Origin of the sequence: Acetobacter sp. DmW_043 (genome assembly GCF_002153485.1) — a bacterium.
Classification (GTDB): Bacteria; Pseudomonadota; Alphaproteobacteria; order Acetobacterales; family Acetobacteraceae; genus Acetobacter; species Acetobacter thailandicus.
The window spans coordinates 41,198-65,183 of the sequence record NZ_JOMN01000036.1 but is presented as its reverse complement, the minus strand read 5'-3'; the positions used below and the strand labels follow the sequence as shown (position 1 = coordinate 65,183).

Sequence of the window (23,986 nt, the reverse complement as noted above, 5' to 3'; positions counted from 1 at the left end):
TGCGACAGGAATGGTGGGCGCAGCAGGGATTGAACCTACGACCCCTACCATGTCAAGGTAGTGCTCTACCGCTGAGCTATGCGCCCACCATTCCTGTCCTGAGGGGCTTTTATCCTGCTTGTGTTCTGTGTGCAACCCTACAATGATAGAGGAATGAAAAATTTTACCCATTTTTTTGTGCGTAAAGGTCTGAAATCCTTTTTTCCTGCCCATAGTGAACAATTTCATAGTGAAGCCAGCGCACCATATGGCGTTGTGGGTAAGACTGTTGTACCGGTTGTTCTGGCATCTCCTCATTCCGGGCGGTGTTATTCTGAGGCGTTTGTCAGTAACAGTCGTCAGCCTTTATCTGTTTTGCGCCGCGGTGAAGATAGCTACGTTGAAGAGCTGGCGGCTGAAGCTCAGGCGTGTGGGCCGGCCTTACTTCATGCCCTGTTTCCCCGTGTGTTTTGCGATGCAAACCGCGCAGCCTGGGATATGGATCCTCGTATGTTTGACGGGCCGGTGCCGGCCTTTGTAAAACCGTCTGAACGGGCTTTTTCTGGCCTGGGGTCTGTACCGCGTATCGCCGCAGGTAACTGTAATATTTATCGTAAAGCAATCCCTTTTGAGGAGGCCGCACGAAGAATACAGACATGCTGGCTCCCTTATCATCACGCTTTATATCAGTTACTGGGGCAGGCCCACACACGCTTTGGAATAGTGCTTCTGCTCGATCTCCACTCCATGCCTGATGCGCCTGATGCGGGTTCACCCGATTTTGTTCTGGGTGACTGTCATGGCCGGAGCTGTGCGGCCCGTTTTACTGACTGTGCTGAACATGAACTGCGCCAGGCCGGGTTTAGAGTGTCACGTAATAAGCCTTATGCTGGCGGTTATATCACGCAGCATTATGGCAGACCGCAGAACGGCTTTCATGCATTGCAGATCGAAATGCGTCGCAGCCTATATATGAAAGAGGCGACGTATGAAAAAACTGAAAATTTTTCTGAACTCAGTTCAGCACTCAGGTCTCTGACTGAGGTTCTTATAAAAGAGAGTCTGAGTTCTTAATGGAGAGTAATGGTTAATATTTTGTGAAAGGATAGAAATTTTCAAGACGATGTGTGAAACGTAGCCTTCTCAGATGGTGTAATGGATACAGAAGATGAAAATGAAAAAGAGCGCAGGTCTTCTGTGTTTTGTAGTGAGTTTTACAGCTGCTTTATCTGCCTGTTCTTCAGGGCATGCTGGTTCGGTTATTCCGGCTGCGTCTTTGCCTGACGCGCGTGAGGTTTTGCCACCTCCGCCTGTTCCGGGTAGTGCAGGTCAGGCTGATGATGATCAGGTATTTAAAGCAACCCGTGACCTGCGGGGCAGCTCACGCTGGATGCTTGCTCAGCATGATGCACTCCTTGATAAAGCGACCCTGCTGGAAGATTTTTCATGCGCTGTTGGGTATAAACTTGATCTTAAACAAGCTCCGCATCTGAAGTCGTTTTTTGATAAGGTTGCCCCGGCGATTAAAGAGAGAACATCTCAGGTTAAGCACCTCTGGCACCGTCGTCGTCCGTTTGTTGGTACTGACCAGCCAACATGCACAACAGTCGCTGACTTAGGGCTTTATTCTTCGTTCCCTTCTGGTCACACAACAGCGGGATATGGCATGGCCCTGGTGCTGGCCAGTCTTTTGCCTGAGAAGGCTGGTCCTGTTTTGCAGCGGGGTCGTGTTTTTGGTGAAAGCCGGATTGTCTGTGGTGTCCACTGGAAGTCAGACGTAGAGGCTGGTTACCTGAATGCAGCATCGCAAATGAGTGTTCTGCTGCGAGAACCTTCGTTGCAGGAGGACCTTAAAGCTGCTCAGGATGAGCTGCGCGCTATGGCGCACACTCAGCCTCCGGTGGATGCTGCACAGTGTCAGGCAGAGCGGGATGCGGCTGACCATTCCCTGTTGTCAGCACCCTGAGTAATTTTAATAAGCCTGTTAGCGGGAGATTCTGACAAAATTACAGTTGTCAGAGAGTTTGACGATAACGGGTTTTGAGATGATGTCATCGTGTGAGGCAAAGATAGCCGTACCTGTTGCTGGTTGTCCCTTTTTCAGGAAACCAGTAACCAGGTTGGCATCTACTGTATCAAGTCTGAGTTCTTTGTTTTCGGCAGAGTATGCTTTTAAGCAGATCTTGGATAAATCAGCTTCTGTATCTGATAAATTAGATATGGTGATATTATAGGTCTTCACATAGGCTGTGTTTGACCCGGTTGCGATTGATCCGTGGGATTTTTCGATGGCATAGACAGAGATGCTGTCATATGCGTTTGCGTAAGCCGAAGTAACAGATCCCAGAAGTAATGAGGCGGCTATAATATATGCAGAAAATTTCATAACAAATTTCCATTTTGATTTTTATAAAAATATCTTTGGATCGTTTATAGATTATATAGATTATTGTAAATTAATTTTAATTATTTTTTATGGTAAAAACAGGCATAAAAAACCGCCTGATTTTACCATATTTTTTTAAGTCTTTACTGATATTTGAAATATTATTTCAGCATATCATGTGCGCGAAACCAGCTAACGGCATCTTCAACGGCTTCTCGTGCGGGGCGGGGAGCATAGCCCAGTTCTGCGATGGCTTTGTCAGAGGAGAAAAACATCTTTTTTCGTGACATTGCCAGCATTTCACGGGTGACCCGTGGGGTAATGCCAAAGCTGCGGGACAGCCATTCTGAAGCAATAGCAACGGGCCATATCACCTCGGGGGAAAGGCGGACTTTTGGTTTTGCGACGTGAGCAATCTCTGCAACCATGGCGAACAGGTCACGCAGCAGGTAGTTCTCTCCGCCAAGAATATATTTTTCGCCTATAACACCACGCTCGAGCGCCAGAGCGTGACCTTCGGCCACGTCATCGACATGCACAATATTGACACCACTATCAACATAAGCGGGCATTCGCCCGGCAGCGCAGTCGAGAATCATCTGCCCGGTAGGTGTTGGCTTAATGTCTCGCGGTCCCACTGGTGTTGAGGGGTTAACAATCACGGCAGGCAGGTTTTCGTCGCGTACCAGGCGCAGCACTTCCTGCTCAGCTCTGTATTTGGAGCGTTTATAAATGCCAATAACACTATGCTCATGCACCGGTGTATTTTCATTGCTGATCGTGCCATCGCCAATCAGCCCCAGAGCAGCGACGGAGGAACAGTAGACAATGCGCTCTGCACCAGCTGCTTTTGCAGCCAGCATCAGTTTGCGTGTGCCCTCAACGTTGGCGGTCATCATCGGTGTTGGGTCTGGCACCCACAGGCGGTAATCAGCGGCAACATGAAATACGTAGCGGCAGCCTTTGACGGCCTGATCAAAACTCTCCGGGCGGGAGAGGTCGCCCTCTGTCAGTTCAGCCGGAATATCGGCAATGTTCTGACGGTCGCTTCCTTTGCGCACCATCAGCCTGAGCGAGTGGCCACGTTTAACCAGAGCTCGGGCTACGGCTGAGCCAACAAAACCGGTTGCGCCGGTTACAAGCGTATGAGCAGTCATCAAAGGGGCTCCCGCAGGGGTATGAAGTAAGAACAGGGCTGTTAAGCCCGAAATGCTGGTTTGTTTCTTTTATCCTGTCATCCAAGGTGGCGCCAGACCCTGTGCTGGTGTAATAGGTCTGACTTATATACCTAACGCCCTCCTTCATGATGATTTCATGACAGGTTTCTGGAAGGTCCGGCGGGGGCTTTTCGGGCAGACATTAAAGCGCGTACTGTGAAGAAGCTTACTGTTTTTCTGACCCTGCTGGGCTTACTTGTTATTACTGCAGCTATGGCGTGGAGTGGTTTTGGTGCCGTGGCGCATGCGGTTATGCGCATTGGTCCGGGCGGCTTTCTGCTTATGGTATTGTGTCAGCTTCTGGTTGATGGTGTGCTTGGGCTCGCCTGGAGCGCGGCTGTGCCAGAGATTGGCTTCCTGAAGCTGACCGGTGCGCGTATGGTGCGGGACGCAGCGGCATCCTGTCTGCCATTTTCCCAGCTCGGCGGTTTTGTTATCGGTATTCGTGCCACCTGTTCTGTGCGCGGGGCCGGTAAACGCAAAGTGGACCTGCCTGAGGCTGCAACCGCGAACCTTGTTGATATTACAACTGAGGTGATGGGGCAGGTAGCGTTTGTGCTGCTGGCTGTTGGGTGCCTTGCTGCGCATCAGCGTAACAGTCCTCTTGTCATACCTGTTATCATTGGCGCGGTTTTTCTGATGATGGGTGCCGCAGGCTTTGTCTGGACACAAAGGCACGGCGGCAGTCTGTTTCGCCATCTGGGCAATAAGCTGACCAGTAACATTCTTGCACAGTGGCAGGATATCCTGCTGAATAGTGCAGACGAAGTGCAGCAGCGTATGGAAGCCGTCTGGTCGCGTCCGTTGCGTATTGCTCTCTCCGCTTTTTATCATCTTATTGGCTGGATCAGCAGTGCAGGCATGCTGTGGCTTACAGCTGGTTTTCTGGGAGTGCACCTTAACCTGGTGAACGCCATTGCGATTGAAGGCGTAACCTGTGCTGTGTTGTCTATGGGCTTTCTGGTGCCAGGCAACCTCGGGGTGCAGGAGGGCGCTTATATTGCTCTTGGGCATGCTTTTGGTATTGACGCTTCAGTTTCCCTGGGCCTTTCCCTTTTGCGGCGTGGCCGGGAGCTGAGTATTGGTGTGCCGGTGTTGCTGGTGTGGCAGATGCTTGAAATGCGTGGGCTGCGAAAGCTGCCCGCCAGTAAGGACGGAGCACAGAAGCCAGAGGTTATTGAGGAAGCTGACTTCTCGGCCGTGAAGGAGTGAGGGTGGTGACTGAACCTGTTTTCGAGACTCTTGCTGTTGTGGGCCCCGGGCTTATCGGGTCTTCAGTTTTGCGTCGTGTGCGTGAATTTCCTGGGCTTGCGCGTCGTACTATCGCTGTTGATATTGATCCTGCGGTGTGTGCCCGTGTGCAGGAGCTTGGTATTGCTGACGAAGTAACGACCGATGCTGCTGAGGCGGCAGCTCAGGCTGATTGTGTGCTTTTGTGTGTGCCTGCTGGTGCTATGGGGCATGTTGCAGCCAGCGTTCTGCCCGCTATGAAGCCTGGTGCTATTCTGAGCGAGGTCGGTTCGGTTAAGGTTTCAGTCATCGAGGCGATTACGCCTTACCTGCGGCCTGATATTGCCTATGTGCCTGTGCATCCTATGGCCGGTACAGAATTCTCAGGGCCTGATGCAGGTTTTGCTACCCTGTTTGAAGATCGCTGGTGCCTGCTGACACCGCTCGAAGACACACCGCATGAAGCGATTGAAGCGACTCTGACCTTCTGGGAGCGATGTGGTAGTCGCCTGCGTGAAATGACACCTGCGCACCATGACCGTGTTTGTGCGATTGTCAGCCATCTTCCGCACCTGCTGGCCTTTACAATCTGTGGTACAGCCGATGATCTGGCAGATGAAACGCGCTCTGAAGTGCTGGACTTTGCAGCATCAGGATTTCGGGATTTTACACGCATCGCAGCTTCTGACCCGATCATGTGGCGTGATATCTTCCTGCTTAATCGCAAGGCACTGCTGGAAATGCTAGCGCGCTTTACTGAAGATGCACAGGCAATGGCCCGTGCTATCCGCTGGGCTGATGAAGAGTATATCGTTGACCGGATAGAACGCGGTCGTAAAATCCGTAAGAGCCTTATTCAGAACCGTCAGGCCTGAAAATCAGGTTGGCTGCCCGTAAGCCAGGATATGCAGGGCATCAAGGCGTTTATGGTTTTTGTCAGCGGTCGGATTAAGCGAGAGCACTTTTTGCCATGCTTTCAGTGCGGCTTTGCCGTCTTTACGCTGTTCCTCCACCGTGCTGAGCAGGGCCCAGCTGGTCGCATCATCCGGGTCTTTTTGCAGGGCTGTGCCGAGGTCACTGACAGCGCCCTTCAGGTCACCTGCAACAAGACGAATCTGCGCGCGAGAGCGCCATAACACAGCTTTTTCGGGCTGCAATGCCAGAGCGTCGTTCATGTCTTCCGAGGCGTCATCAGGTTTCTGGTCTGTGACATCCTTTCTGGCGCGGCGCAGCAAAAGAAGTGTCGTGGGAGAGAGGCCGGCTGAGCGAAGGCTTTCCAGTTTATCAGCGATAAGATGCGCCTCATCAGCTGATGTTGTATGCGCCAGCTGTACCACCAGGGCTGCCTGAAGTTCATCGGCAGGTGATTTTTTCGGTGCATGGGCTGATGCCGCTGCGGGCGGCGGCAGGGCTTCAGATGTCTGTTCAGCTTTTTTATGATGTGCTGATGCGCATAAAGCCGCAGTGCTGCTGAGTGCAGTATAAAGCAGCAGGCCTTTAATGAGATGCCCTGAGGCGCTGCGAATAAAAGATCCTGAACGCAAAAACCCGCTCCTCCATAGAATGGAAAAACGGGTTATACGGATATCATGTCTCATCTGCCAGCCTTAAAAGGCCAGAGACAACATAAATCAGCCCTGACGGGCTTTCATGCGAGGGTTCTTTTTGTTGATAACATAAACCCGGCCACGACGACGTACTACACGGCAGTCTTTGTCACGCACTTTGGCCGATTTCAGGCTGTTTCTGATTTTCATGGCCTGTTTTTCTCCGCCAGTTCCAGATGAGTTGAAATTAAGATGAGTGCGCACATAACGTTTCGGGCGCTCTGAGTCAATAATTTGAGCCGTTATACAGTGATTTTCTTTGCATCAGGCTGTTTTTTATTTTTTATTCTGCCGCGGGAGCCAGGGTTGAAAAGGCTGCCGCCAGGGTATGAAAATCAGCAGAACGCGGAGAGCGCGGCCGCCAGGCAAGGCCGATTGTACGCCAGACCGGCCCGCCTGAGAGTGGACGGCTGATAACCGGATGAGTGCTGAGCAGGCCGTTGTCGATGGCCAGAGTCGGCACAACGCCGATACCAAGGCCAAGGGCGACCATATCTGCCATCGTATGGAGGGATGTAGCCGTAAATGTTGCATCATTTTCGTCTGAACTATCCCATCCGCGTCCCTGACGGCAGACGGCCAGTGTCTGCTCGCGCAGGCAGTGACCGTCCTCCATCATAATCATGCGCTGATCTTCAAGCTGTTCGGCAGAAACGTGGCTGGCTGAGGCGAGGGGATGCCCTTCAGGCATAATGACCTGAAGGGGGTCGCGCCACAGAGGCAGGGTTTCGGTGCCATCGCACAGGCAGGGCATTGCCAGGATGAGCAGGTCCAGGCGGCCAAGGCTCAGTTTCTCAAGGAGACGTTCAGTCGTATCTTCTGTCACGGAGAGTACAATCTGAGGAAAGCGCTCCTGTATTGTGCGCACCATCGGGGTAACAAGAAAAGGCCCTATTGTCGGAATAACGCCCAGGCGTAGAGGGCCTGTCAGCGGGGTGCGGGCAGCTGCTGCAAGTTGTGGCACAGCCTCGAGAGCCTCAAGGGCCTGACGCCCTTTACGGGCGACCTCCTGCCCCAGGGGGGTAAACACTACTTTTTTACCAACGGTACGATCAAGAAGCTGGGCATCAAGCTGACGTTCGAGTGTCATAATCCCGGCTGACAGGGTAGACTGCGTTACAGCACAGGCTGCCGCTGCCCGCCCGAAATGGCGCAGTTCTGAGAGGGTAATAAGGTAGCGCAGTTGCTGTGCAGAGGGCAGGGGAAGCACAGATGTGGTCTCCGGTAAGGTCGCTGGTGAGATGTAATGATCGACTGGGTCGATGATTTGGATATAAAATATTCATTGGCATGAATTGTCATATCGCGCCATAGATAAGCCCACACACAACGGCAGTCTGTGTCGTTGTCTGATGTATCTGGTATAATAAAGGAGCAGATTTATGCTGACAGTTGGTGATAAATTTCCTGAGTTTGATCTGACAGCCGTTCCTGGTGGTCCGGAAGGTCTGAAAGGGCAGTTTGTCCAGATTTCTGACAAATCTGACGCTGGTAAGTGGAAGATCGTTTTCTTCTGGCCAAAAGATTTCACATTCGTCTGCCCGACCGAAATCGTTGCTTTCGGCAAAAAGGCTTCTGACTTTGCTGACCGTGATGCCGTTGTTTACGGTGTTTCTATCGACAGCGAGTTCGTTCACCTGAACTGGCGCCTGCACCACGAGGACCTCAAAACCCTCGAAATCCCGATGCTGGCTGACATTAAGCGTGAGCTGACAGAAGGCACGGGCGTTATGGCAAAAGACGCAGGCGTTGCTCTGCGTGCGACCTTCATCGTTGACCCACAGGGTATCATCCGCCACGTGTCTGTTAACGATCTGTCAGTTGGTCGTAACCCACAGGAAATCGTGCGTATTCTTGATGGCCTGCAGAGCGATGAGCTGTGCCCATGTAACTGGAACAAAGGCGACGACTTTATTAAAGTCTGATCTTCTTTGTGCGTCAGGGGGTGTTATGCTGCTCAGGCAGCATAGCATGCCTCTGGCATCCCTTCCTGTTGTGGTGGGGTTTTGATGGCAGAAGCGCCCTGCGCTGCCATTGTGCGTTTTCTGATTTCAGACAAAGCGCCCGTTTTTCTTTTTTATAACTGAGTCTGCTGCTGTCTGTTTCAGTGCAATGAAACAGTGTTTGATGTTGCCTGCTTTATTTTCCTGATAAGGATGGATCTGATGTCTATTGATGCTCTGAAAAATCGTATTCCTGATTATGCAAAAGACCTGCGTCTTAACCTTAGCTCTCTGGCAAACGATGTTACGCTGACACCGCAGCAGCTGGCTGGTACCTTTGTTGCCTCAGCCCTTGCGTCGCGTAATGACGAAGTGATTAAAGCTGTTACGGCTGAGTTTTCTGACCGTCTTTCTCCTGAAGCGCTGAATGCAGCAAAATCTGCTGCCGCGATTATGGGTATGAATAATATTTATTATCGCTTTGTTCATATGGCTGGTGATGAATATGCTAAAATGCCTGCACAGCTGCGTATGAGTGTTATTGGCCGCCCCGGGGTCGAAAAAGAAGATTTTGAACTGTGGTCTCTGGCTGTTTCAGCGATTAATGGCTGTGAGCTGTGCATTACGAGCCACGAAAAAATTGTGAGAGAAGCTCTGGGTGCTCAGGCTGTGCAGACTGCTGCACGTATTGCGGCTACCGTACACGGCGTTGCTGTAACGCTTGACGGTGTAAGCGCTCTTGAAAGCTGAGTAATAGTTTGTAGCGATTAAATGTGATCAGAGGCAGGCACCGCAGAGCGGGTCTGCCTTAAGTCATATGCTGATATGAAGTTACAGGCCAGGATACAACTCTGTGTCACATGGTGCGCTCATTCTGATAAAATTTTTAAGAGAATGGCGCGAGTGACGGGGCTCGAACCCGCGACCTCCGGCGTGACAGGCCGGCGCTCTAACCAACTGAGCTACACCCGCATTTTCTGACGCTCACTGTCGTTTCGTGTGCGTCGGTATGTCGCGTTTTATAGCGTTGTTTTTTTCTTTGGCAATATGCTTTTTTCAAAAAAATACGTTTTTGTGCATTTTTTTAAATTTATCGTTTTGAGGTGTTGTTACAATATGTCCATTTTGTTGCCTGAAAAGCAACATTCAGCATTTTATCGTTGCTAAAATGAAATTTTATTTATCTTTTGTGCTATTCTCTGTAATAATAAAGACTGTGCCTGTTTCTCTGTTAATGAAGCAGAATGACTGGCAAAAAAGCTGAAAAAGATGCAGTCAGAGGGAGGGCGCAGAATTGATCAGATATAGAGCACGTTATGCAGTAAAGTTTTTAACAACATTTACCGTTTCGCTCTGTTTCAGCTCTTATTCTTCTGTCCTGGCATCTGAGACTGAACATGCTTTAACTGCTCCTCCTGAAGTACAGGCTGTTACGAAGCCGCAATGGTATACGGGTTCTCTTGTCTCTCCTTCCGGCGCCATGACGCAAAAGGGCATCCTCGCGATCGAGCCTTATGTGACCTACAATCAGTCTGTGGGGTATATTGATAGTAACGGGAATATCTGGCCGTTACATCCGCGCACAAAAAATATCACTAATTTTACAATGATTAAATATTCTATCACGGACAACGTCAGTGTGCAGACATTGCCGACGTTCAGTTATCGCTGGGGCGGTCACGGGAACCAGACAAGCAGCGGGGTCAAGTTTTCTGATCTGCCGGTTGATGTGATGTGGCGTTATCTGGATGCGAATCCTGATCGTTTTATTCCGGCTCTGAGTGCTTTTGTGGGTATGGCATTTCCGACCGGAGATTATCAGAGAATCGACCGCACTCAGGATGGTGTAGGGTCAGGAACATATACTCTGCGCCTGGCTCTGACTGAGCAGTCCACTTACACATTGCCCGGTAACCATGCGTTGCGCCTGCGTATGTGGGCAACGCTGCGTAAGCCCCTGAACAAAGCGCAGTTGCATGGTATGAGCAGTTACGGCACAGAGCCCGGATTTCGTGGCAACGCCCGCGCCGGCCTTTTTGGTTCTGCAGGTTTCTCTCTCGAATATGGCATTAATCAGAAGTGGGTGCTGGCAATGGATATTGCCCGTGACTGGAGCAATGGCAGCCGTGTGCGTGGCGTCATGAAGGATGGTAGTATCATTGACAATATGGGCAGCCCGTCAGGTGACTGGCTGGCTGCACCGGCAGTTGAGTTCAGCTGGAGCCCCAATTTTGGCGTCATCTGTGGGTCATCAGTTTACTTTGCTGGCCACAATACCAGTCTTGTGGTGTCGCCCCAGTGTGCTTTGAATACAGTGTTCTGATTGATCTGTTCTGTGAGGGGTGAGGCCTGCGTTAGAGCAGGCCCCCGAGATTATCCGAAGCGGAAACCCGAGAGAGCTTTGCCAAGAACTGTGTCGCTATAAATACGCTCCCCCTGATCAGCTCCGGCTGCGCCGGCTGCGACCATCAGCGGGAGCAGATGTTCTTCACGCGGATGAATGACGCGTGCAGCGGGGGCTTCCTCCCAGTGTATCAGGGCGTTGTTGCGCTCTGCTTCGGGCAGGCAGGCTGCTTTATCAAGCCATGTGTCAAATGCTACCGCGTCCTGATCTGTCTTTGGGTTGGCTGTCATAAAGTGACGCAGATTATGGTAGCTCATGCCTGTGCTGACAATGAGTACATTCTGGTCTCTGAGCGGAGCGAGCGCCTTACCAGCCTGAATATGAAAGGCCGGGTCAAGGTCCTGGCGTAAGGAGAGCTCAACAACCGGGATGTCTGCATCAGGGAAAGCCAGCATGAAGGGAATGAAAACACCGTGGTCCAGGCCGCGATCAGGGTCAGATGTTGCGCTAATCCCCGCATTTTTGAGAAGCGAACAGATTTGTGTGGCCAGTGCCGGGTTGCCCGGAGCGGGGTAGCGTAAGGAATAGGTATGCTCAGGAAAGCCGTAATAGTCATAGATCAGCTCAGGTTTTTCTGACGCTGTTACTGTGAGTGTTTCCGTCTCCCAGTGTCCTGAAACGACCAGAAGAGCATCTGGCTTCTGAGGGAGTGTATGGCTGAACCCGCGCAGGAACTCTGCCATTTTGTCCCATACATCAGGCCAGTCCATAAAAAAGCAGGGGCCGCCCCCATGGGGTATAAAAACTGCTGGCTGGCGCTTATGCGTGGTTGCAGGAGAGGTGCTGCTCATGCGCGGCAATTCCTTTGTCGGATGGCGGCCTGCTATGTCAGGCCAGGATATCATGACAGATGGGGATGCCGTATGTTTATGAAAACAGTTCTTTGCAAAAAAGAATTAAAAAACCGGAGGGGCCCGATGTCAGGCCGCCTCCGGTTTCTCTGTTTATATCAGGCGTGACAGTACGTCAGGCTTATTTTTTTGCAGCTTCGAGAGCACTGGTAATGAAAGCACCTGCTTCATTGCGGTCACCCCAGCCGGTCACTTTAACCCATTTGCCGGGCTCAAGGTCTTTGTAGTGAGTGAAGAAATGTTCGATTTCTTTCACTGTCAGTTCCGGCAGGTCGGCAATGCTCTGCACTTTGCTGAAGATGGGGGAGATTTTATCATGTGGTACGCAGATGATTTTTTCGTCCTGACCTGATTCGTCTTCCATTTTCAGTACACCAATCGGGCGCGCACGAATAACAGAACCGGGCACAACATTAGACGGTGTTAGCACCAGGGCATCGGTCGGGTCACCATCAGCCGCCAGTGTGCCGGGAATGAAACCATAAGCTGTCGGGTAAGCCATTGGTGTGAAAAGGAAGCGGTCAACAATAACTGCGCCGCTGTCTTTGTCGACTTCGTATTTGACAGATGATCCCTGAGGAATTTCGATCACGACGTTAATGTCGTTGGGAACATCTTTGCCAGGGGAAAGTTTAGAAATATCCATTACTCAGGGTACTCCGGTTTTATCAGTCAGTAGAGAGGGCAGACCCTATCCGGCGCAAGGCTTCTTGCCAAGGCAGAACAGAAAAGATGACTTTTTATCGAAAATTCGCTCATCAGCTCTTGCCAAATGGCTCAGGTTGCGTAAATCAGAGAACACCTGCGCGCCCGTAGCTCAACTGGTTAGAGCGGGCCGCTCATAACGGCTAGGTTGCGGGTTCAAGTCCTGCCGGGCGCAGGTTTCTCTATAACCTCACGTCCCTTACCAGACGGCCTAAATTTATTATTCCATTGTGAGGAGTCTCATCTCGTGGCAGCTTATCAATACGTCTATGTGATGAAAGACCTGACCAAGGCTTATCCTGGTGGGCGTGAAGTATTTAAAGGCATTACGCTTTCCTTCCTTCCCGGCGTAAAAATCGGTGTTCTCGGCGTTAACGGTGCGGGTAAATCGACCCTGCTGAAAATTATGGCCGGCATTGATAAAGAATATGGTGGTGAGGCCTGGGCTGCTGAAGGTGTTAAAGTCGGGTATCTTGAGCAGGAGCCACAGCTCGATCCGACTCTCACAGTTGGCGAAAACGTTGCTCAGGGTTTCGGTGACCTGAAAAAAGCTGTTGATCGCTTTAACGAGATTTCCATGCGCTTTGCCGAGCCCATGGAAGATGATGAAATGACAGCCTTGCTGGCTGAACAGGCAGAGCTGCAGGAAAAAATTGATGCAGGCGATGGCTGGGAGCTCGACCGTAAGCTCGATATGGCGCTTGATGCACTGCGTTGCCCATCTGCCGACAGCCCGGTTGATAAACTTTCAGGTGGTGAGCGCCGTCGTGTGGCACTGTGCCGTCTGCTGCTTGAGAAACCTGACATTCTTCTGCTTGACGAACCAACCAACCATCTTGACGCTGAGAGCGTTGCATGGCTGGAAAAAACACTTCAGGATTACAGCGGCACAGTTATGGTCATCACCCATGACCGTTACTTCCTTGATAATGTGACCAACTGGATCCTTGAGATCGAGCGTGGCCGTGGCATCCCCTTCGAGGGCAATTATTCTTCATGGCTTGAGCAGAAACGCAAACGTCTTGCTCAGGAAGAGAAAGAAGAAAGTGCCCGTCAGCGCGCTCTTGCTGCTGAGCAGGAGTGGATTGGATCAAGCCCTAAAGCGCGTCAGGCTAAAAGTAAGTCACGTATTGCCCGCTATGAAGAAATGCTGGCGCAGAGTGCTGAGAAGCAGAACGGCGTTGCAGATATCGTTATTGCGCCCGGTCCGCGCCTGGGCAGTACCGTTATTGAGGCCGAAGACCTGAGCAAAGGCTTTGGTGAGCGTCTGCTTATTGATAACCTTAACTTCAAGTTGCCACCAGGCGGCATTGTTGGGGTGATCGGGCCAAACGGTGCGGGTAAATCGACCCTGTTTAAAATGATTATTGGCGCAGAAAAGCCAGATGCGGGTTCGCTGAAAATTGGTGAAACTGTTAAGCTTGGTTATGTTGACCAGTCTCGCGATGATCTGGACCCTGAAAAAACAGTGTGGGAAGAGATCTCCGGCGGCACTGATGTGATTTATCTGGGTAAACGGGCTGTGCCATCGCGTGCTTATACCGGTGCCTTTAACTTTAAAGGCTCAGACCAGCAGAAGAAGGTCGGCATCCTTTCAGGTGGTGAGCGTAACCGCGTGCATATGGCTAAAATGCTGCGCCAGGAAAGTAACGTTCTGCTGCTTGACGAACCTACCAACGATCTTGACGTTGATACCCTGCGTGCACTTGAGGAGGCTCTGGCTGAGTTCCCCGGCTGTGCTGTGGTGATCACCCATGACCGCTGGTTCCTCGACCGTCTGGCTACGCATATTCTTGCGTTTGAAGGTGATTCTCACGTTGAGTGGTTCGAAGGAAACTTCGAAGCCTATGAAGAAGATAAACGCCGCCGCCTGGGGCCAAATGCAACAGAGCCCAGCCGTATCAGATATCGCCCTATAGCGCGCTGATCAGGCTGAAAGCACTGGCGCTCTTGTGTCAGTGCTTTTTTTTTAGCTACGGTTGCTCGCTCGTGTTCTTTAGTATTGATGCCGGAGAGGCTTTTCTGAAAAGAGGGCTTGCCCAATGACTGATGCGCGTACCGTGCGCACAGGCCGACTTCTGCTAAAGCCTGTCAGCTGGTCTGATATGGAAGATATGGTGCGCCTGAAGCAGGATGGCAGTGCTTTTGGGCAGATGCTCGGTGGTGTACGGACACGGCAGCAGGCTGAGCAGGATATGGCTGACGATATTGCCTTCTGGGCATGTCACAAGGTTGGTATTTTTACTATTCATGAAGAAAACCGGTTTGTTGGTATGACCGGTGTGCACGACCGTCCGGATGGTCGTGGCTTTAGTTTGCGTTTTTCGCTTTACCCCTGGGCAAGCGGGCGAGGAATCGCACGTGAGGCGGCGAGTGCTGCGCTTAATTTTTCACATGATGCCGGTGTTGAACGTCTTATCGCCGTTGCTAAGGAAAGTAATCTTTCCTCATGCAGCATTCTTAAAGGGATAGGGATGCGGCAGTGTGATACGTTTGAACGTGATGGCCAGCGTATGCTGGTTTATGAAAGCTTCCGGCCAGCGCCGCGCCTGCCAGCGTTTTCTGACAGAAGAAGAGCGCGCCTGATACGTTAAATGAAAAATATCAGGCGTCGCTGTTTTACAAGATTACTGCTGCGCTGCGCTGTGGTTGGCAATCTGGCGTTTTAGTGCGCTGATTAGTGCGCTGACCTTGCCGCCGTTTCGGGCAATGTAAGAGGCATAATCCTGGCGTTGGGTCATGCGCAGGCTGGCGCCTTCGCCAATGACGTCAACGACTTTCTCTGAGCCCGATGCCCGGCTTACAATCCATTGCATTTTAGCAGGTGGCTGTTGCGGGCGGACGAGAGTAGTTTCTACGGAGTCTTCATTTCCTGATGAGGTCACCGCACCGATTGAGAAACTGACGCCGCGGTAATCACCAAGTTTATCGGTAATGGCACCGACCAGAGTCTGATGAAAAAGCTGCAGATATTCTTTTTGCTCTTCCGGGGTGGCGACTTTCCAGTAGCGACCGAGGCAGTAACGGGCAATGGCATCAATATCGACATTTTTTTGTAGCAGTGGCAGCACTTTCTCTCTCTTTTCAGGGAGAGAAATAGGACTATTAACGATTGTCACCAGTTGTGTGCCCAGGCTGTTAACAAAGTCCTTTGCGCTCTGGGCTGCCCATGCCGGTGCAACAAAAAGGCTGCATGCCATAAAGAGACTGGCAGATCTGAGAACAAATCGGCGGCCAGGCAAAAATTTCATCTTTGTTTTATCCCTGCTGTCGGTTCTTAACATGGTACCACAAAGGCACGGTGGCACGGTGGTCGTTTTTAATAGCTTCAGCCTGTGCTTTGCGCTGCTGCTGGTAAGCACTGCGAATAGTTGCATAAGGGTCGAGAGCGTCACGCTGGAGCGCGTCAAGGTCATCCAGATGTTCTGAACGACTATGGACGATACCCATCATGTTATAGGCCCAGTTAAAGCTTACAAGACCATATCCACGCGGGACATAATTCCACGGTGACAGGCCCTGATCAATACCATAGCCAATGCCATCACGGAAAGAGGAGGGGCCCATTGGCAGGAAAAGATAAGGCCCTGAAGCGATGCCCCAGTTAGCCATTGTAATGCCACCATCGTTATTATGATGGGGGTAGCCGGCCATTTTAGCGACGTCAATCAACCCGCCCAGCCCGGCTGACATATTAATGCACCAGCGTACAAACGCATCGCCTGCCAGGCGCGGTTTGCCTGCCCCGACATCGTTGAAGAAGACGGATGGTTCATTCATTGTTGTGATCATATTGCCGATGGCATTACGAACAGGGTGCGGAACAGACCAGACATAGGCTTTAGCAACCGGGTGAAGAACCCATTTATCGACCTTCATAGTGACGGTGAAGATCTTACGGTTCAGCGGCTCATACGGGTCGTTAGCCTGCTTATAGTCAGCCAGAGCGTCAGGGTCTGTTGGCACAGGTGCTTTAATGCTGCTGCATCCTGCCAGCACCATGAAAGAGCACGCCACGACAGCACTTCGTATGGCGAAACGGCCACGAGCCTGTGTGTGTGTCTGGTTCTGTCTGTTGCTTCTCTGAGCGTGAGAGCAGACCCTCGCACCGTTTCGTCCGGAATTCATTGTTACCTGTCACCTTTACTCTGCCATATCGCCATGAAAGACGAGATGCCGTAGTTAGAATACGGTCAGATCGTGTTGTAGTTCCCGTCTGGTACGCAACTTATCTAGCACGAGAACGGAGCCATGCAACGCAAAACACCCCTGCACTGAGAGCAGGGTATAAAAAAAGCAATATGGACTGAACAGATCATACGCTTTGCAGGTAAAATTTTACAGTCTTTGTTGCTTCATTACATCAGATCACAGAGCATTTTCTCCGGGTAGCGTTCTTGTTACCTGGTATCAGATGCCCCGTTCTTTTTTTACAATATCCCATGCTGCGTTGATTCGTGAAATTTTAGCCGAAGCTACTTCGATTTCTGCGGCAGATGCATTGCGTGCGGCCATAACATCAGGATGATATTGCCTTACGAGCATCTTCCAGTGCGCACGAATTTCTTCGTTTGAAGCAGACGACTCGATACCCATGATCATGTAAGCATCGTTTTCAGCCATTGCAGGGCTGGCCATGCCCTGATCTGCCCTGTCCCATGCGCCTTTTCCCAGACCAAACAGCGAATGGACCTGTCTGAGAAAGCGTAACTCTTCAGGGGCGAGAGGTTCACCGGCTTTCAGGTCAGCGCGGGCGATGGCAAATAAAACAGCCAGCAGGTTTTCAAGGGCCTGTTTATCATCAGCGTAGGTTTGCCCCAGTTCGCGGGCAAATTTATCATAATCATCCGTGCGCTGGCGTGACATATCAAACAGGCGCCCCAGTTCGCGCATATTTTCCTGAGGAACGCGAAAGCGGGCTTTGAAAGCATTAATTTCATGGCGGTTCACAGGGGCATCACATTTCGCGAGCTTGGCACATAAAATGACGCTGCACAGGCCGTAGAGCTGTTCTTTTTTACCCATAGCTGCGGCCAGCTTTGCAGCCATAAAGGTCGCTGCTCCACCAGGGTCAGGGTTGGTTCGTGCGGCAAAGCGGTCGCTCCATCCGCTCTCTGGCTGAAGCAGAGCACCGGTATCAGCCGCATGCCCCAGTGCGACTCCTAATGCCGCGCCTGCGGGTCCCCCAACAGCAAAGCCGGTAACACCCCCGAAAATTTTGCCCCAGATAGCCATCCTGTTTGTCTCAGTCCTCTGTTGCGTTTGCGAAGGCACACGGCCATGCCCGCTGGTAGCAAGTTATAGCAGTATAAAAAGGAGAGGAGAAGAAAAGCACCCTGTCAGGGAGAATTTTCCTGCAAAGCCGTCTGTGATGCATGGCGGCTGATGACTGTTGTCAGAGCATGCACGCGTAATGCGGAGGCCAGAGACTGGGGTGGTGTACGCTTTGCATCAATGGTGGCAACAAGCACAGGAACAGATTGTCTGTTGTCTGCAGCAATATCGTCAAGAACATCCCAGAACTCAGGCTCAAGAGCGACGCTGGTATCGTGTCCTGATAAAATAAGCGTGCGCTTACGCAAATGGGCACTCATGGCAGGGTCTCCTTAAGGCGAGTCTCTGCCCAGTCCGCAGCTTCTGCTACGATTGGGTCAGAATCATGCCGCAAGGGCTGTATAACAGAGCGCAGGTCGGTCTGGCCACTATTACCGATTGCAATGAGTACATTGCGAATAAAGCGATTGCGGCCGATGCGCTTAACGGGTGAGCCTGCGAATAATTTACGAAAAGCTGCGTCGTCAAGCTGAACCAGGTCTTTGAGGGCAGGTGCTGTCAGGTCAGGGCGCGCCTGAAGCTTGATATGTCGTGAGGTCCGGGCGAAGCGGTTCCAGGGGCAGGCGGCCAGGCAGTCATCACAACCGTAAATATGTGTGCCTATGGCAGGGCGTAAATCGTGCGGTATAGGACCGGCATGTTCGATAGTCAGGTAAGAGATACAGCGCCGGGCGTCCATTTTATAAGGCTCGGGAAAGGCCTGTGTCGGGCAGGCTTCAAGGCAGCGTGTACAGCTGCCGCACTGCCCCCCTGAAGGAGGTGATGTGGGGAGAGCAAGGGTGGTATAAATTTCTCCCAGAAAAAGCCAGCTGCCTTCTGTGCGTGAAACGAGGTTTGTGTGTTTACCCTGCCAGCCAAGGCCTGCCTGTTCGGCCAGGGGTTTTTCAGCAACTGGTGCTGTATCCACAAATACCTTGACCTCAGGGGGGATCTGGTCGTGCAGGTTTTGCCTGCTCAGGGTTGCTTTACCTTCGTTGACGACAAACTGTGCCAGATGTTTGAGCATGCCCTTAACAACATCATGATAATCACGGTGCCTGGCATAAACAGAAATATTACCGCATTCGGGCCGGGCCAGTGTTGCCAGCGGGTCACCTTCAGGGGCGTAAGACAGGCCCAGTGCAATGACGCTTCTGGCTTCGGGCCACAGGCTTTGAGGGTCAGCACGTTCGTCAGTGCGGGTTGTCAGCCAGCCCATTTCGCCATGATACCCCTGTGCCAGAAAATCTTTCAGGCGGTGGCGTACCTCAGGGCCAAGATGTGCCGGGCAAAAGCCTACAGCATTAAAACCGAGGGTGAGGGCTTTGTGTCTGATCCGCTCTGCCAGTCTGGTCAGAGCCGCTGGCGCAGTGTGGTCGGGCGCCGGCACCAGGTCAGGGTACCGGTGGTATTATCGGGCGAGGCATTTCATCTTCGCTCCAGTCATCCATAGCCCATTCTGCCCTGAGCCTGCTCGCCAGAGCATCAAGGCGTTTTTCAGTAATTGCTTCGCGGATCTGGCGCATCAGGCGCTGATAATAGGCAATGTTATGCCATGTCAGCAGCATGGGGCCAAGAATCTCGCGGGCGCGGAATAGATGATGCAGGTAGGCCCGGCTATGGCGTGAACAGGCCAGACAGTCACAATGAGGAGAAATAGGACGTGGGTCGTCAGCGTGGCGGGCGTTGCGCAGGTTGAGGGTGCCGCGCTCGGTATAGGCTCGTGCAGTACGACCGGCGCGGGTTGGCATCACGCAGTCAAACATATCGACACCGCGCATAACGCTTCCCAGCAGGTCATCAGGTGTGCCAACACCCATGAGATAACGCGGAGTATTTTCAGGCATTAGTGGCACGGTGCTGTCGAGGGTAGAGAACATCAGTTCCTGACCTTCCCCCACGGCGAGGCCGCCAATAGCATAGCCTTCAAAGCCGATATCGGTCAGAGCTTTTACACTTTCTGCGCGCAGGTCAGCTTCGGTGCCTCCCTGGACAATGCCAAACTGGCCGTAACCCGGGCGGGCGACAAAGGCCTCACGTGAGCGTGCAGCCCAGCGCATGGAAAGACGCATAGAGGCGGCAATGCTCTCTGTCGGTGCCGGCAGGGCAGGGCATTCGTCAAAGCACATTGTAATGGTTGCATCGAGCTTATGCTGAATGTCTGTCGAGCTTTCAGGGGTCAGGCGGTGGTATGACCCGTCAATGTGCGAGCGGAAGGTGACGCCGTCCTGGTCGAGCTTGCGCAAAGCTCCCAGCGACATGACCTGAAACCCGCCTGAATCGGTGAGAATCGGGCCTGGCCAGTCCATAAATTTATGTAGCCCGCCCAGACGCTGAACCTGGTCTGCACCCGGGCGCAGCATAAGGTGGTAGGTATTGCCCAGAACAATACCTGCTCCGGTTGAACGCACAGAATCCATCGTCATGGCTTTGACTGTGCCTGCCGTTCCCACAGGCATGAAAACGGGTGTGGCAACAGGGCCGTGGGCCGTGTGGAGTGTGCCGGCACGGGCTGCGCCATCAGTGCTTTCGCAGGTCCAGTGAAAACGGGTCATAGTCAGCCTCTATGATGACTGTGCGGGGGAGGGAGCTGTGTGTACAGAGCTGGCGCAGCGCAGCAGGCAGGCATCGCCATAGGAATAAAAGCGATAACCTGTCTCTACAGCATGGGCATATGCCTGGCGCATGCGTTCATGGCCGGCAAAGGCACTCACCAGCATAAAGAGAGTGGAGCGCGGTAAATGGAAGTTAGTCAGTAGCATATCTGCAGCACGGAAACGATAGCCCGGCCGGATAAAAATAGAGGTTTCCTGGTTGAAAGGATGAACAACTCCATGTTCATCAGCTGCACTTTCAAGCAGGCGCAGGCTTGTGGTGCCAACAGCAATAATGCGGCCGCCAGCCTGACGTGTCGCGTTGATACGCTCAGCAGTTTCGGGTGTAATAATGCCATGCTCGGCATGCATATGGTGTGAAGAAATATCATCACTGCGCACTGGCAGGAAGGTACCCGCCCCGACATGGAGCGTCAGAGTGCAGCGGCCTGCCCCTGTGGCATCAATGGCGCTGAGCAGAGCCGGCGTAAAGTGTAGCCCGGCTGTGGGGGCTGCAACGGCCCCTTTATGCTGTGCGAAGATGGTGGCGTAGTCGTGGGCATCCTGTTCAGTCGGGCCGTCAGGGCGGTGAATATAAGGAGGCAGGGCCAGTGTGCCTGCTTCGCTCAGGAAGGTATCAAAATCACTGCCCTCGGCTGAAAAGCGCAGGATGGCACCACCGCCTTCTTCACGAGCCAGCACCGTTGCTGTGTGGGCTGAGGTCGGGAAAGTCAGTGTATCTCCTGCTTTGACCCGACGGGCGTTGCGCAGCAGCACATGCCATGATGTATCTGGCAGAATGCGGTCAAGGGTAATGCCAATACGGGCTTCACCCCGGCAGGCCTGAATGCTGGCACGGATAACACGGGTATCATTTGCAACAAGCAGGTCGCCCGGTTTCAGAAAGCCAGGGAAGTCAGACATGTGTTTGTCAGAAAACGCACCATGCAGAGGCACATCCAGCAGACGTGCGCTCTCACGCGGGCGGGCGGGTTCCTGTGCGATGAGGGCATCGGGCAGGTGAAAATCAAAATCTTCGGTACGGTTGCTCATGACAGCTTGGGTTTACGCAATCGTGCGGGTGCGCGCCAGAGGGGTTGAATAAAAACTGTTTAATAGCCAGATTCCCGGAGCGTTTTATTTATATCTACAGGAGTGTGAAAACGATGTCTTATGCTTTGCTTGATGCTGCCCGCGTTGCCCGTGCAGCTAAAACATCACTTGGTGTGCTGCAGTCTGTCACAGAAAAAACTGAAGCCCATCAGCGTAAAGTGATTATGATTGAGCGTATTGAGGCACTGGCGCAGGCTGCATCAGAGTCTGATGCAGGAAAAGCGGTTACGCTGACATCTGAAGAATTCTGGCTCATCAGTCAGAACTGGTAAGATATTTAAGGAGCGCAGCTCATGACATTTGTTCTGACAAGCCCGGCTTTTACCGAAGGGCAGATTATGCCCCAGGCACAGGTTTATAACGGCATGGGGCAGAGCGGGGGTAACCTGTCTCCGGCTTTGTCCTGGAAGGGTGCACCGGAGGGCACCAAAAGCTTTGTTGTCACGGTTTATGATCCTGATGCCCCGACAGGTTCAGGCTGGTGGCACTGGGTCGTTGCAAATATTCCCGCTGATGTAACCAGCCTGCCTGAAGGGGCAGGTTCAGGCAAAGGGGGGCTGCCACCCGCTGCCGCTCAGGTCAGAACAGACTTCGGGGTACCAGGTTACGGTGGCGCAGCTCCGCCGCCAGGTAAACCACATCGCTATATTTTTCGTGTGGATGCGCTCGATATCCCCGTTATTGATGTCAGTGAGCAGACCAGCGCTGCCGCTGTTGGGTTTTATGTGCACCACCACACATTAGGGCATGCCACTCTGACAGCATTATATGGCGGAGAATAATTAAAAAATCACCCTTACTGCATCATAAAGTAAGGGTGATTTAATGATAAAAGCTGAAATTTTCAGGATGAGTTCTGAAAATTTATTTTGAATAAAGTAGTTCATAAACTGCCCTGTTATTAAAATAATGAGACAGTTTATGAAAGTTTTAGTTCAGAGCCTCAAGAAGCGGTGGCAGATAGTTTTCCAGCTTAACGCGCAGAGGCATCAGGTAGGCCCGCCCTTCTGTTTGTGACAGGGTACGTAATACCGCCTGTGCAAACCGGATATTTTCTTCAAGCGTTGGTATAAAATTATTAGGAAAAATCACATGGTTTGTCGTTTCCCAGTAAGAGCGTGAGCGTGGGCCAATAACCGGTGACAGACCCCAGAATACAGTTTCACCTTCAAGCCACTCCTGGCAGAGGTCAAACAGTTTAAGGTCAAATACAGGTTGTGTAAAAAAACCCTGTGCTCCGGCTTCTTTTTTACGGGCAATATCTTCAAGCTCCTGCCATGGTGCCCGACGATACGGGTCAAAGGCAGCATAAACTTTCAGATGCGGCGCTTCTTTGCGATACCGACGTATAATGGTCTCTGTGCTGTTTGGATATGTGCGGTAAGACAGATCAGGTGGCGGATCACCATGAATGATCAGTACTTCGCTCAGACCTTCCTGTTCAGCACCGGGCAGGGGAGCGTCAGGTGCGATATCAATGGCACGAATATGCGGAATAGCCTGTGCAAACAGCGGGCGAACGAGATCAGTCGCCTGGTAGCTGCGGAGCGCAAATCGCCGCAGATCAGGAATATTCAGTGTGTCAGCAGCAGGAAGCAGAGCTTTAACCTGAGCAACATCTTCCAGCAGATGTTCGGGACTGCGGGGGATCAGTTCAACAGACAGGCGTGACAGGCTCATTCTGCCTGTCCTGTGACCAGAAGCTGCGCTGCTGTTAGTGTGTTTTTCAACAGACAGGCAATCGTCATAGGGCCAACACCGCCTGGAACAGGCGTAATGCGCCCGGCTGTCCTGACGGCCTCATCAAACACAACATCTCCGGCAAGGCGTGTTTTGCCGTTATCAAGTGTGATGCGGGTAATGCCGACATCAATGACCGTAGCACCCGGTTTAATCCAGTCCCCTTTTACCAGACCCTGCACGCCGGTCGCGACAACCAGAATATCAGCCTGCTGTGCCAGTTCTTCAGGGTTTTTAGTGTGAATATGTGCGACAGAGACCGTACAGCCTTCTTCGAGCAGCAGCAGCGCGAGGGGTTTGCCTACCAGGTTTGAGCAGCCAATGACAACAGCATGTTTGCCCTTCATGTCGCCCAGCTCATGCCTGAGCAGCATAAGGCAGCCCAGCGGTGTGCAGGGGATCAGGCCTGGCTTACCCGATGCCAGGCGGCCTGCATTAATCTCACCCAGACCATCAACATCTTTTTCAGGCAAAATGGCATTTGTCACGGTGCGCGCATCCAGCCCGGCAGGCAGGGGCAGCTGTACCAGAATACCATGAATTTCAGGGTCAGTATTCAGGCGCTTAATCAGCGTGAGCAGCTCTGCTTCTGTCGTTGTTTCAGGCAGCATGTGCATGAAAGAGCGCATGCCTGCGTGGTGTGTCTGAATGGCTTTGTTGCGTACATATACTTCGCTGGCAGGGTCATTGCCTACCAGAATGACAGCAAGTCCCGGGGTGACATGATGCTTATCGTGAAAGACGCGCACGTCTTCGCGAATGGTCTCACGCAGGCCGGCAGCAAAGGCCTTGCCGTCAATGAGAGAGGCGTGGTCGGAGGAGGGAGAAGAAAGAGTTGTGCTCATCGTTCCTGCTATACAAGGGAAACAGAGGGAGAGGGTGCACCTTTTAGTGGGTGACGCAT

General features: G+C 52.2%; 27 protein-coding genes and 3 tRNA genes. 12 read left to right on the top strand and 18 right to left on the bottom strand.

What is annotated here, in order from left to right:
* Positions 1–11: 11 nt before the first annotated feature.
* Positions 12–86, bottom strand: a tRNA-Val gene (locus tag HK11_RS10065).
* Positions 87–153: 67 nt separating this feature from the next.
* On the opposite strand from HK11_RS10065, the gene HK11_RS10060 reads away from it, so the two are divergent.
* Together HK11_RS10060 and HK11_RS10055 are read left to right on the top strand one after the other, a co-directional pair.
* A complete protein-coding gene (locus tag HK11_RS10060; protein ID WP_086555215.1) occupies positions 154–1,053 on the top strand; it encodes an N-formylglutamate amidohydrolase in 900 nt (299 codons plus the stop codon).
* 94 nt (positions 1,054–1,147) lie between these two features.
* Positions 1,148–1,945 carry a phosphatase PAP2 family protein gene (locus HK11_RS10055; protein ID WP_233133420.1) on the top strand — a complete coding sequence of 266 codons (798 nt, stop codon included), beginning with the start codon at positions 1,148–1,150 and terminating at the stop codon, positions 1,943–1,945.
* 18 nt (positions 1,946–1,963) lie between these two features.
* Here HK11_RS10055 and HK11_RS10050 read toward each other — a convergent pair whose 3' ends face one another.
* Both HK11_RS10050 and hpnA read right to left on the bottom strand, forming a co-directional pair.
* Positions 1,964–2,365, bottom strand: a complete 402-nt coding sequence (locus HK11_RS10050; protein ID WP_086555213.1) for a DUF4354 family protein — start codon at positions 2,363–2,365, stop codon at positions 1,964–1,966.
* Positions 2,366–2,526: 161 nt separating this feature from the next.
* On the bottom strand, positions 2,527–3,522 hold the full coding sequence (gene hpnA / locus HK11_RS10045; protein WP_086555212.1) for a hopanoid-associated sugar epimerase: 996 nt from the start codon (positions 3,520–3,522) through the stop codon (positions 2,527–2,529).
* A gap of 216 nt (positions 3,523–3,738) precedes the next feature.
* Between hpnA and HK11_RS10040 the strand changes: the two genes are divergently transcribed.
* Positions 3,739–4,794, top strand: a complete 1,056-nt coding sequence (locus tag HK11_RS10040) for a lysylphosphatidylglycerol synthase domain-containing protein (RefSeq protein ID WP_086555211.1) — start codon at positions 3,739–3,741, stop codon at positions 4,792–4,794.
* A 5-nt stretch (positions 4,795–4,799) separates the two neighbouring features.
* Complete coding sequence (locus HK11_RS10035) at positions 4,800–5,687, top strand: prephenate dehydrogenase/arogenate dehydrogenase family protein (protein WP_369822949.1); 888 nt, start codon at positions 4,800–4,802, stop codon at positions 5,685–5,687.
* A 3-nt stretch (positions 5,688–5,690) separates the two neighbouring features.
* Here HK11_RS10035 and HK11_RS10030 read toward each other — a convergent pair whose 3' ends face one another.
* The 3 genes from HK11_RS10030 to HK11_RS10020 all read right to left on the bottom strand — a co-directional run bounded on the left by HK11_RS10030 (position 5,691) and on the right by HK11_RS10020 (position 7,629).
* A complete protein-coding gene (locus HK11_RS10030; protein ID WP_233133418.1) occupies positions 5,691–6,356 on the bottom strand; it encodes a tetratricopeptide repeat protein in 666 nt (221 codons plus the stop codon).
* Between the two features lie 87 nt (positions 6,357–6,443).
* The gene (gene ykgO, locus HK11_RS10025; RefSeq protein WP_003625637.1) at positions 6,444–6,569 is read right to left on the bottom strand and encodes a type B 50S ribosomal protein L36; all 126 of its coding nucleotides are present in this window, start codon (positions 6,567–6,569) and stop codon (positions 6,444–6,446) included.
* A gap of 133 nt (positions 6,570–6,702) precedes the next feature.
* A complete protein-coding gene (locus HK11_RS10020) occupies positions 6,703–7,629 on the bottom strand; it encodes a hydrogen peroxide-inducible genes activator (protein WP_086555208.1) in 927 nt (308 codons plus the stop codon).
* Between the two features lie 172 nt (positions 7,630–7,801).
* On the opposite strand from HK11_RS10020, the gene HK11_RS10015 reads away from it, so the two are divergent.
* Both HK11_RS10015 and HK11_RS10010 read left to right on the top strand, forming a co-directional pair.
* Positions 7,802–8,344, top strand: a complete 543-nt coding sequence (locus HK11_RS10015; protein ID WP_086555207.1) for a peroxiredoxin — start codon at positions 7,802–7,804, stop codon at positions 8,342–8,344.
* Between the two features lie 240 nt (positions 8,345–8,584).
* Positions 8,585–9,112 (top strand): carboxymuconolactone decarboxylase family protein, encoded by a 528-nt coding sequence (locus HK11_RS10010; protein ID WP_086555206.1) that lies wholly within the window; start codon positions 8,585–8,587, stop codon positions 9,110–9,112.
* 145 nt (positions 9,113–9,257) lie between these two features.
* Here the strand turns inward: HK11_RS10010 and HK11_RS10005 are convergent.
* Positions 9,258–9,334, bottom strand: a tRNA-Asp gene (locus HK11_RS10005).
* Positions 9,335–9,740: 406 nt separating this feature from the next.
* Here HK11_RS10005 and HK11_RS10000 point away from each other — a divergent pair.
* Complete coding sequence (locus HK11_RS10000; RefSeq protein ID WP_233133423.1) at positions 9,741–10,685, top strand: hypothetical protein; 945 nt, start codon at positions 9,741–9,743, stop codon at positions 10,683–10,685.
* 50 nt (positions 10,686–10,735) lie between these two features.
* On the opposite strand, the gene HK11_RS09995 is transcribed toward HK11_RS10000, so the two are convergent.
* A complete protein-coding gene (locus tag HK11_RS09995; protein ID WP_086555205.1) occupies positions 10,736–11,557 on the bottom strand; it encodes a class III extradiol ring-cleavage dioxygenase in 822 nt (273 codons plus the stop codon).
* Between the two features lie 181 nt (positions 11,558–11,738).
* A complete protein-coding gene (ppa, locus tag HK11_RS09990; RefSeq protein ID WP_086555204.1) occupies positions 11,739–12,263 on the bottom strand; it encodes an inorganic diphosphatase in 525 nt (174 codons plus the stop codon).
* A 160-nt stretch (positions 12,264–12,423) separates the two neighbouring features.
* Between ppa and HK11_RS09985 the strand changes: the two genes are divergently transcribed.
* The 3 genes from HK11_RS09985 to HK11_RS09975 all read left to right on the top strand — a co-directional run bounded on the left by HK11_RS09985 (position 12,424) and on the right by HK11_RS09975 (position 14,916).
* Positions 12,424–12,497: transfer RNA gene (locus HK11_RS09985), tRNA-Ile, on the top strand.
* 72 nt (positions 12,498–12,569) lie between these two features.
* Complete coding sequence (ettA, locus tag HK11_RS09980; RefSeq protein WP_086555203.1) at positions 12,570–14,249, top strand: energy-dependent translational throttle protein EttA; 1,680 nt, start codon at positions 12,570–12,572, stop codon at positions 14,247–14,249.
* Between the two features lie 115 nt (positions 14,250–14,364).
* Positions 14,365–14,916 (top strand): GNAT family N-acetyltransferase, encoded by a 552-nt coding sequence (locus HK11_RS09975; protein WP_086555202.1) that lies wholly within the window; start codon positions 14,365–14,367, stop codon positions 14,914–14,916.
* 33 nt (positions 14,917–14,949) lie between these two features.
* On the opposite strand, the gene HK11_RS09970 is transcribed toward HK11_RS09975, so the two are convergent.
* The 7 genes from HK11_RS09970 to queA form a co-directional block, all read right to left on the bottom strand.
* Positions 14,950–15,573 (bottom strand): phospholipid-binding protein MlaC, encoded by a 624-nt coding sequence (locus tag HK11_RS09970; RefSeq protein WP_086555201.1) that lies wholly within the window; start codon positions 15,571–15,573, stop codon positions 14,950–14,952.
* 7 nt (positions 15,574–15,580) lie between these two features.
* Positions 15,581–16,324 carry a VacJ family lipoprotein gene (locus HK11_RS09965; protein WP_369822950.1) on the bottom strand — a complete coding sequence of 248 codons (744 nt, stop codon included), beginning with the start codon at positions 16,322–16,324 and terminating at the stop codon, positions 15,581–15,583.
* Positions 16,325–16,732: 408 nt separating this feature from the next.
* Complete coding sequence (locus HK11_RS09960; RefSeq protein ID WP_086555199.1) at positions 16,733–17,557, bottom strand: TerB family tellurite resistance protein; 825 nt, start codon at positions 17,555–17,557, stop codon at positions 16,733–16,735.
* A gap of 104 nt (positions 17,558–17,661) precedes the next feature.
* Entirely contained in the window at positions 17,662–17,916 is a 255-nt protein-coding gene (locus HK11_RS09955) for a ribbon-helix-helix domain-containing protein (RefSeq protein ID WP_086555198.1), read from the bottom strand.
* Positions 17,913–19,025: a tRNA epoxyqueuosine(34) reductase QueG gene (gene queG, locus HK11_RS09950; protein WP_233133417.1), complete on the bottom strand. Its 1,113-nt coding sequence runs from the start codon at positions 19,023–19,025 to the stop codon at positions 17,913–17,915. Before queG ends, HK11_RS09955 begins: the two co-directional genes overlap by 4 nt.
* 4 nt (positions 19,026–19,029) lie before the next feature.
* The gene (tgt, locus tag HK11_RS09945; protein ID WP_086555197.1) at positions 19,030–20,190 is read right to left on the bottom strand and encodes a tRNA guanosine(34) transglycosylase Tgt; all 1,161 of its coding nucleotides are present in this window, start codon (positions 20,188–20,190) and stop codon (positions 19,030–19,032) included.
* A 9-nt stretch (positions 20,191–20,199) separates the two neighbouring features.
* Complete coding sequence (queA, locus tag HK11_RS09940) at positions 20,200–21,282, bottom strand: tRNA preQ1(34) S-adenosylmethionine ribosyltransferase-isomerase QueA (protein WP_086555196.1); 1,083 nt, start codon at positions 21,280–21,282, stop codon at positions 20,200–20,202.
* Between the two features lie 113 nt (positions 21,283–21,395).
* On the opposite strand from queA, the gene HK11_RS09935 reads away from it, so the two are divergent.
* The gene (locus HK11_RS09935; RefSeq protein WP_086555195.1) at positions 21,396–21,614 is read left to right on the top strand and encodes a hypothetical protein; all 219 of its coding nucleotides are present in this window, start codon (positions 21,396–21,398) and stop codon (positions 21,612–21,614) included.
* A gap of 21 nt (positions 21,615–21,635) precedes the next feature.
* On the top strand, positions 21,636–22,124 hold the full coding sequence (locus tag HK11_RS09930) for a kinase inhibitor (RefSeq protein ID WP_086555194.1): 489 nt from the start codon (positions 21,636–21,638) through the stop codon (positions 22,122–22,124).
* 148 nt (positions 22,125–22,272) lie between these two features.
* Here the strand turns inward: HK11_RS09930 and HK11_RS09925 are convergent, their stop codons facing one another.
* Positions 22,273–23,022 (bottom strand): methylenetetrahydrofolate reductase, encoded by a 750-nt coding sequence (locus HK11_RS09925; protein WP_086555193.1) that lies wholly within the window; start codon positions 23,020–23,022, stop codon positions 22,273–22,275.
* Entirely contained in the window at positions 23,019–23,927 is a 909-nt protein-coding gene (gene folD / locus HK11_RS09920; RefSeq protein ID WP_086555192.1) for a bifunctional methylenetetrahydrofolate dehydrogenase/methenyltetrahydrofolate cyclohydrolase FolD, read from the bottom strand. The genes HK11_RS09925 and folD overlap by 4 nt, the downstream gene beginning before the upstream one ends.
* Between the last annotated feature and the right edge of the window lie 59 nt (positions 23,928–23,986).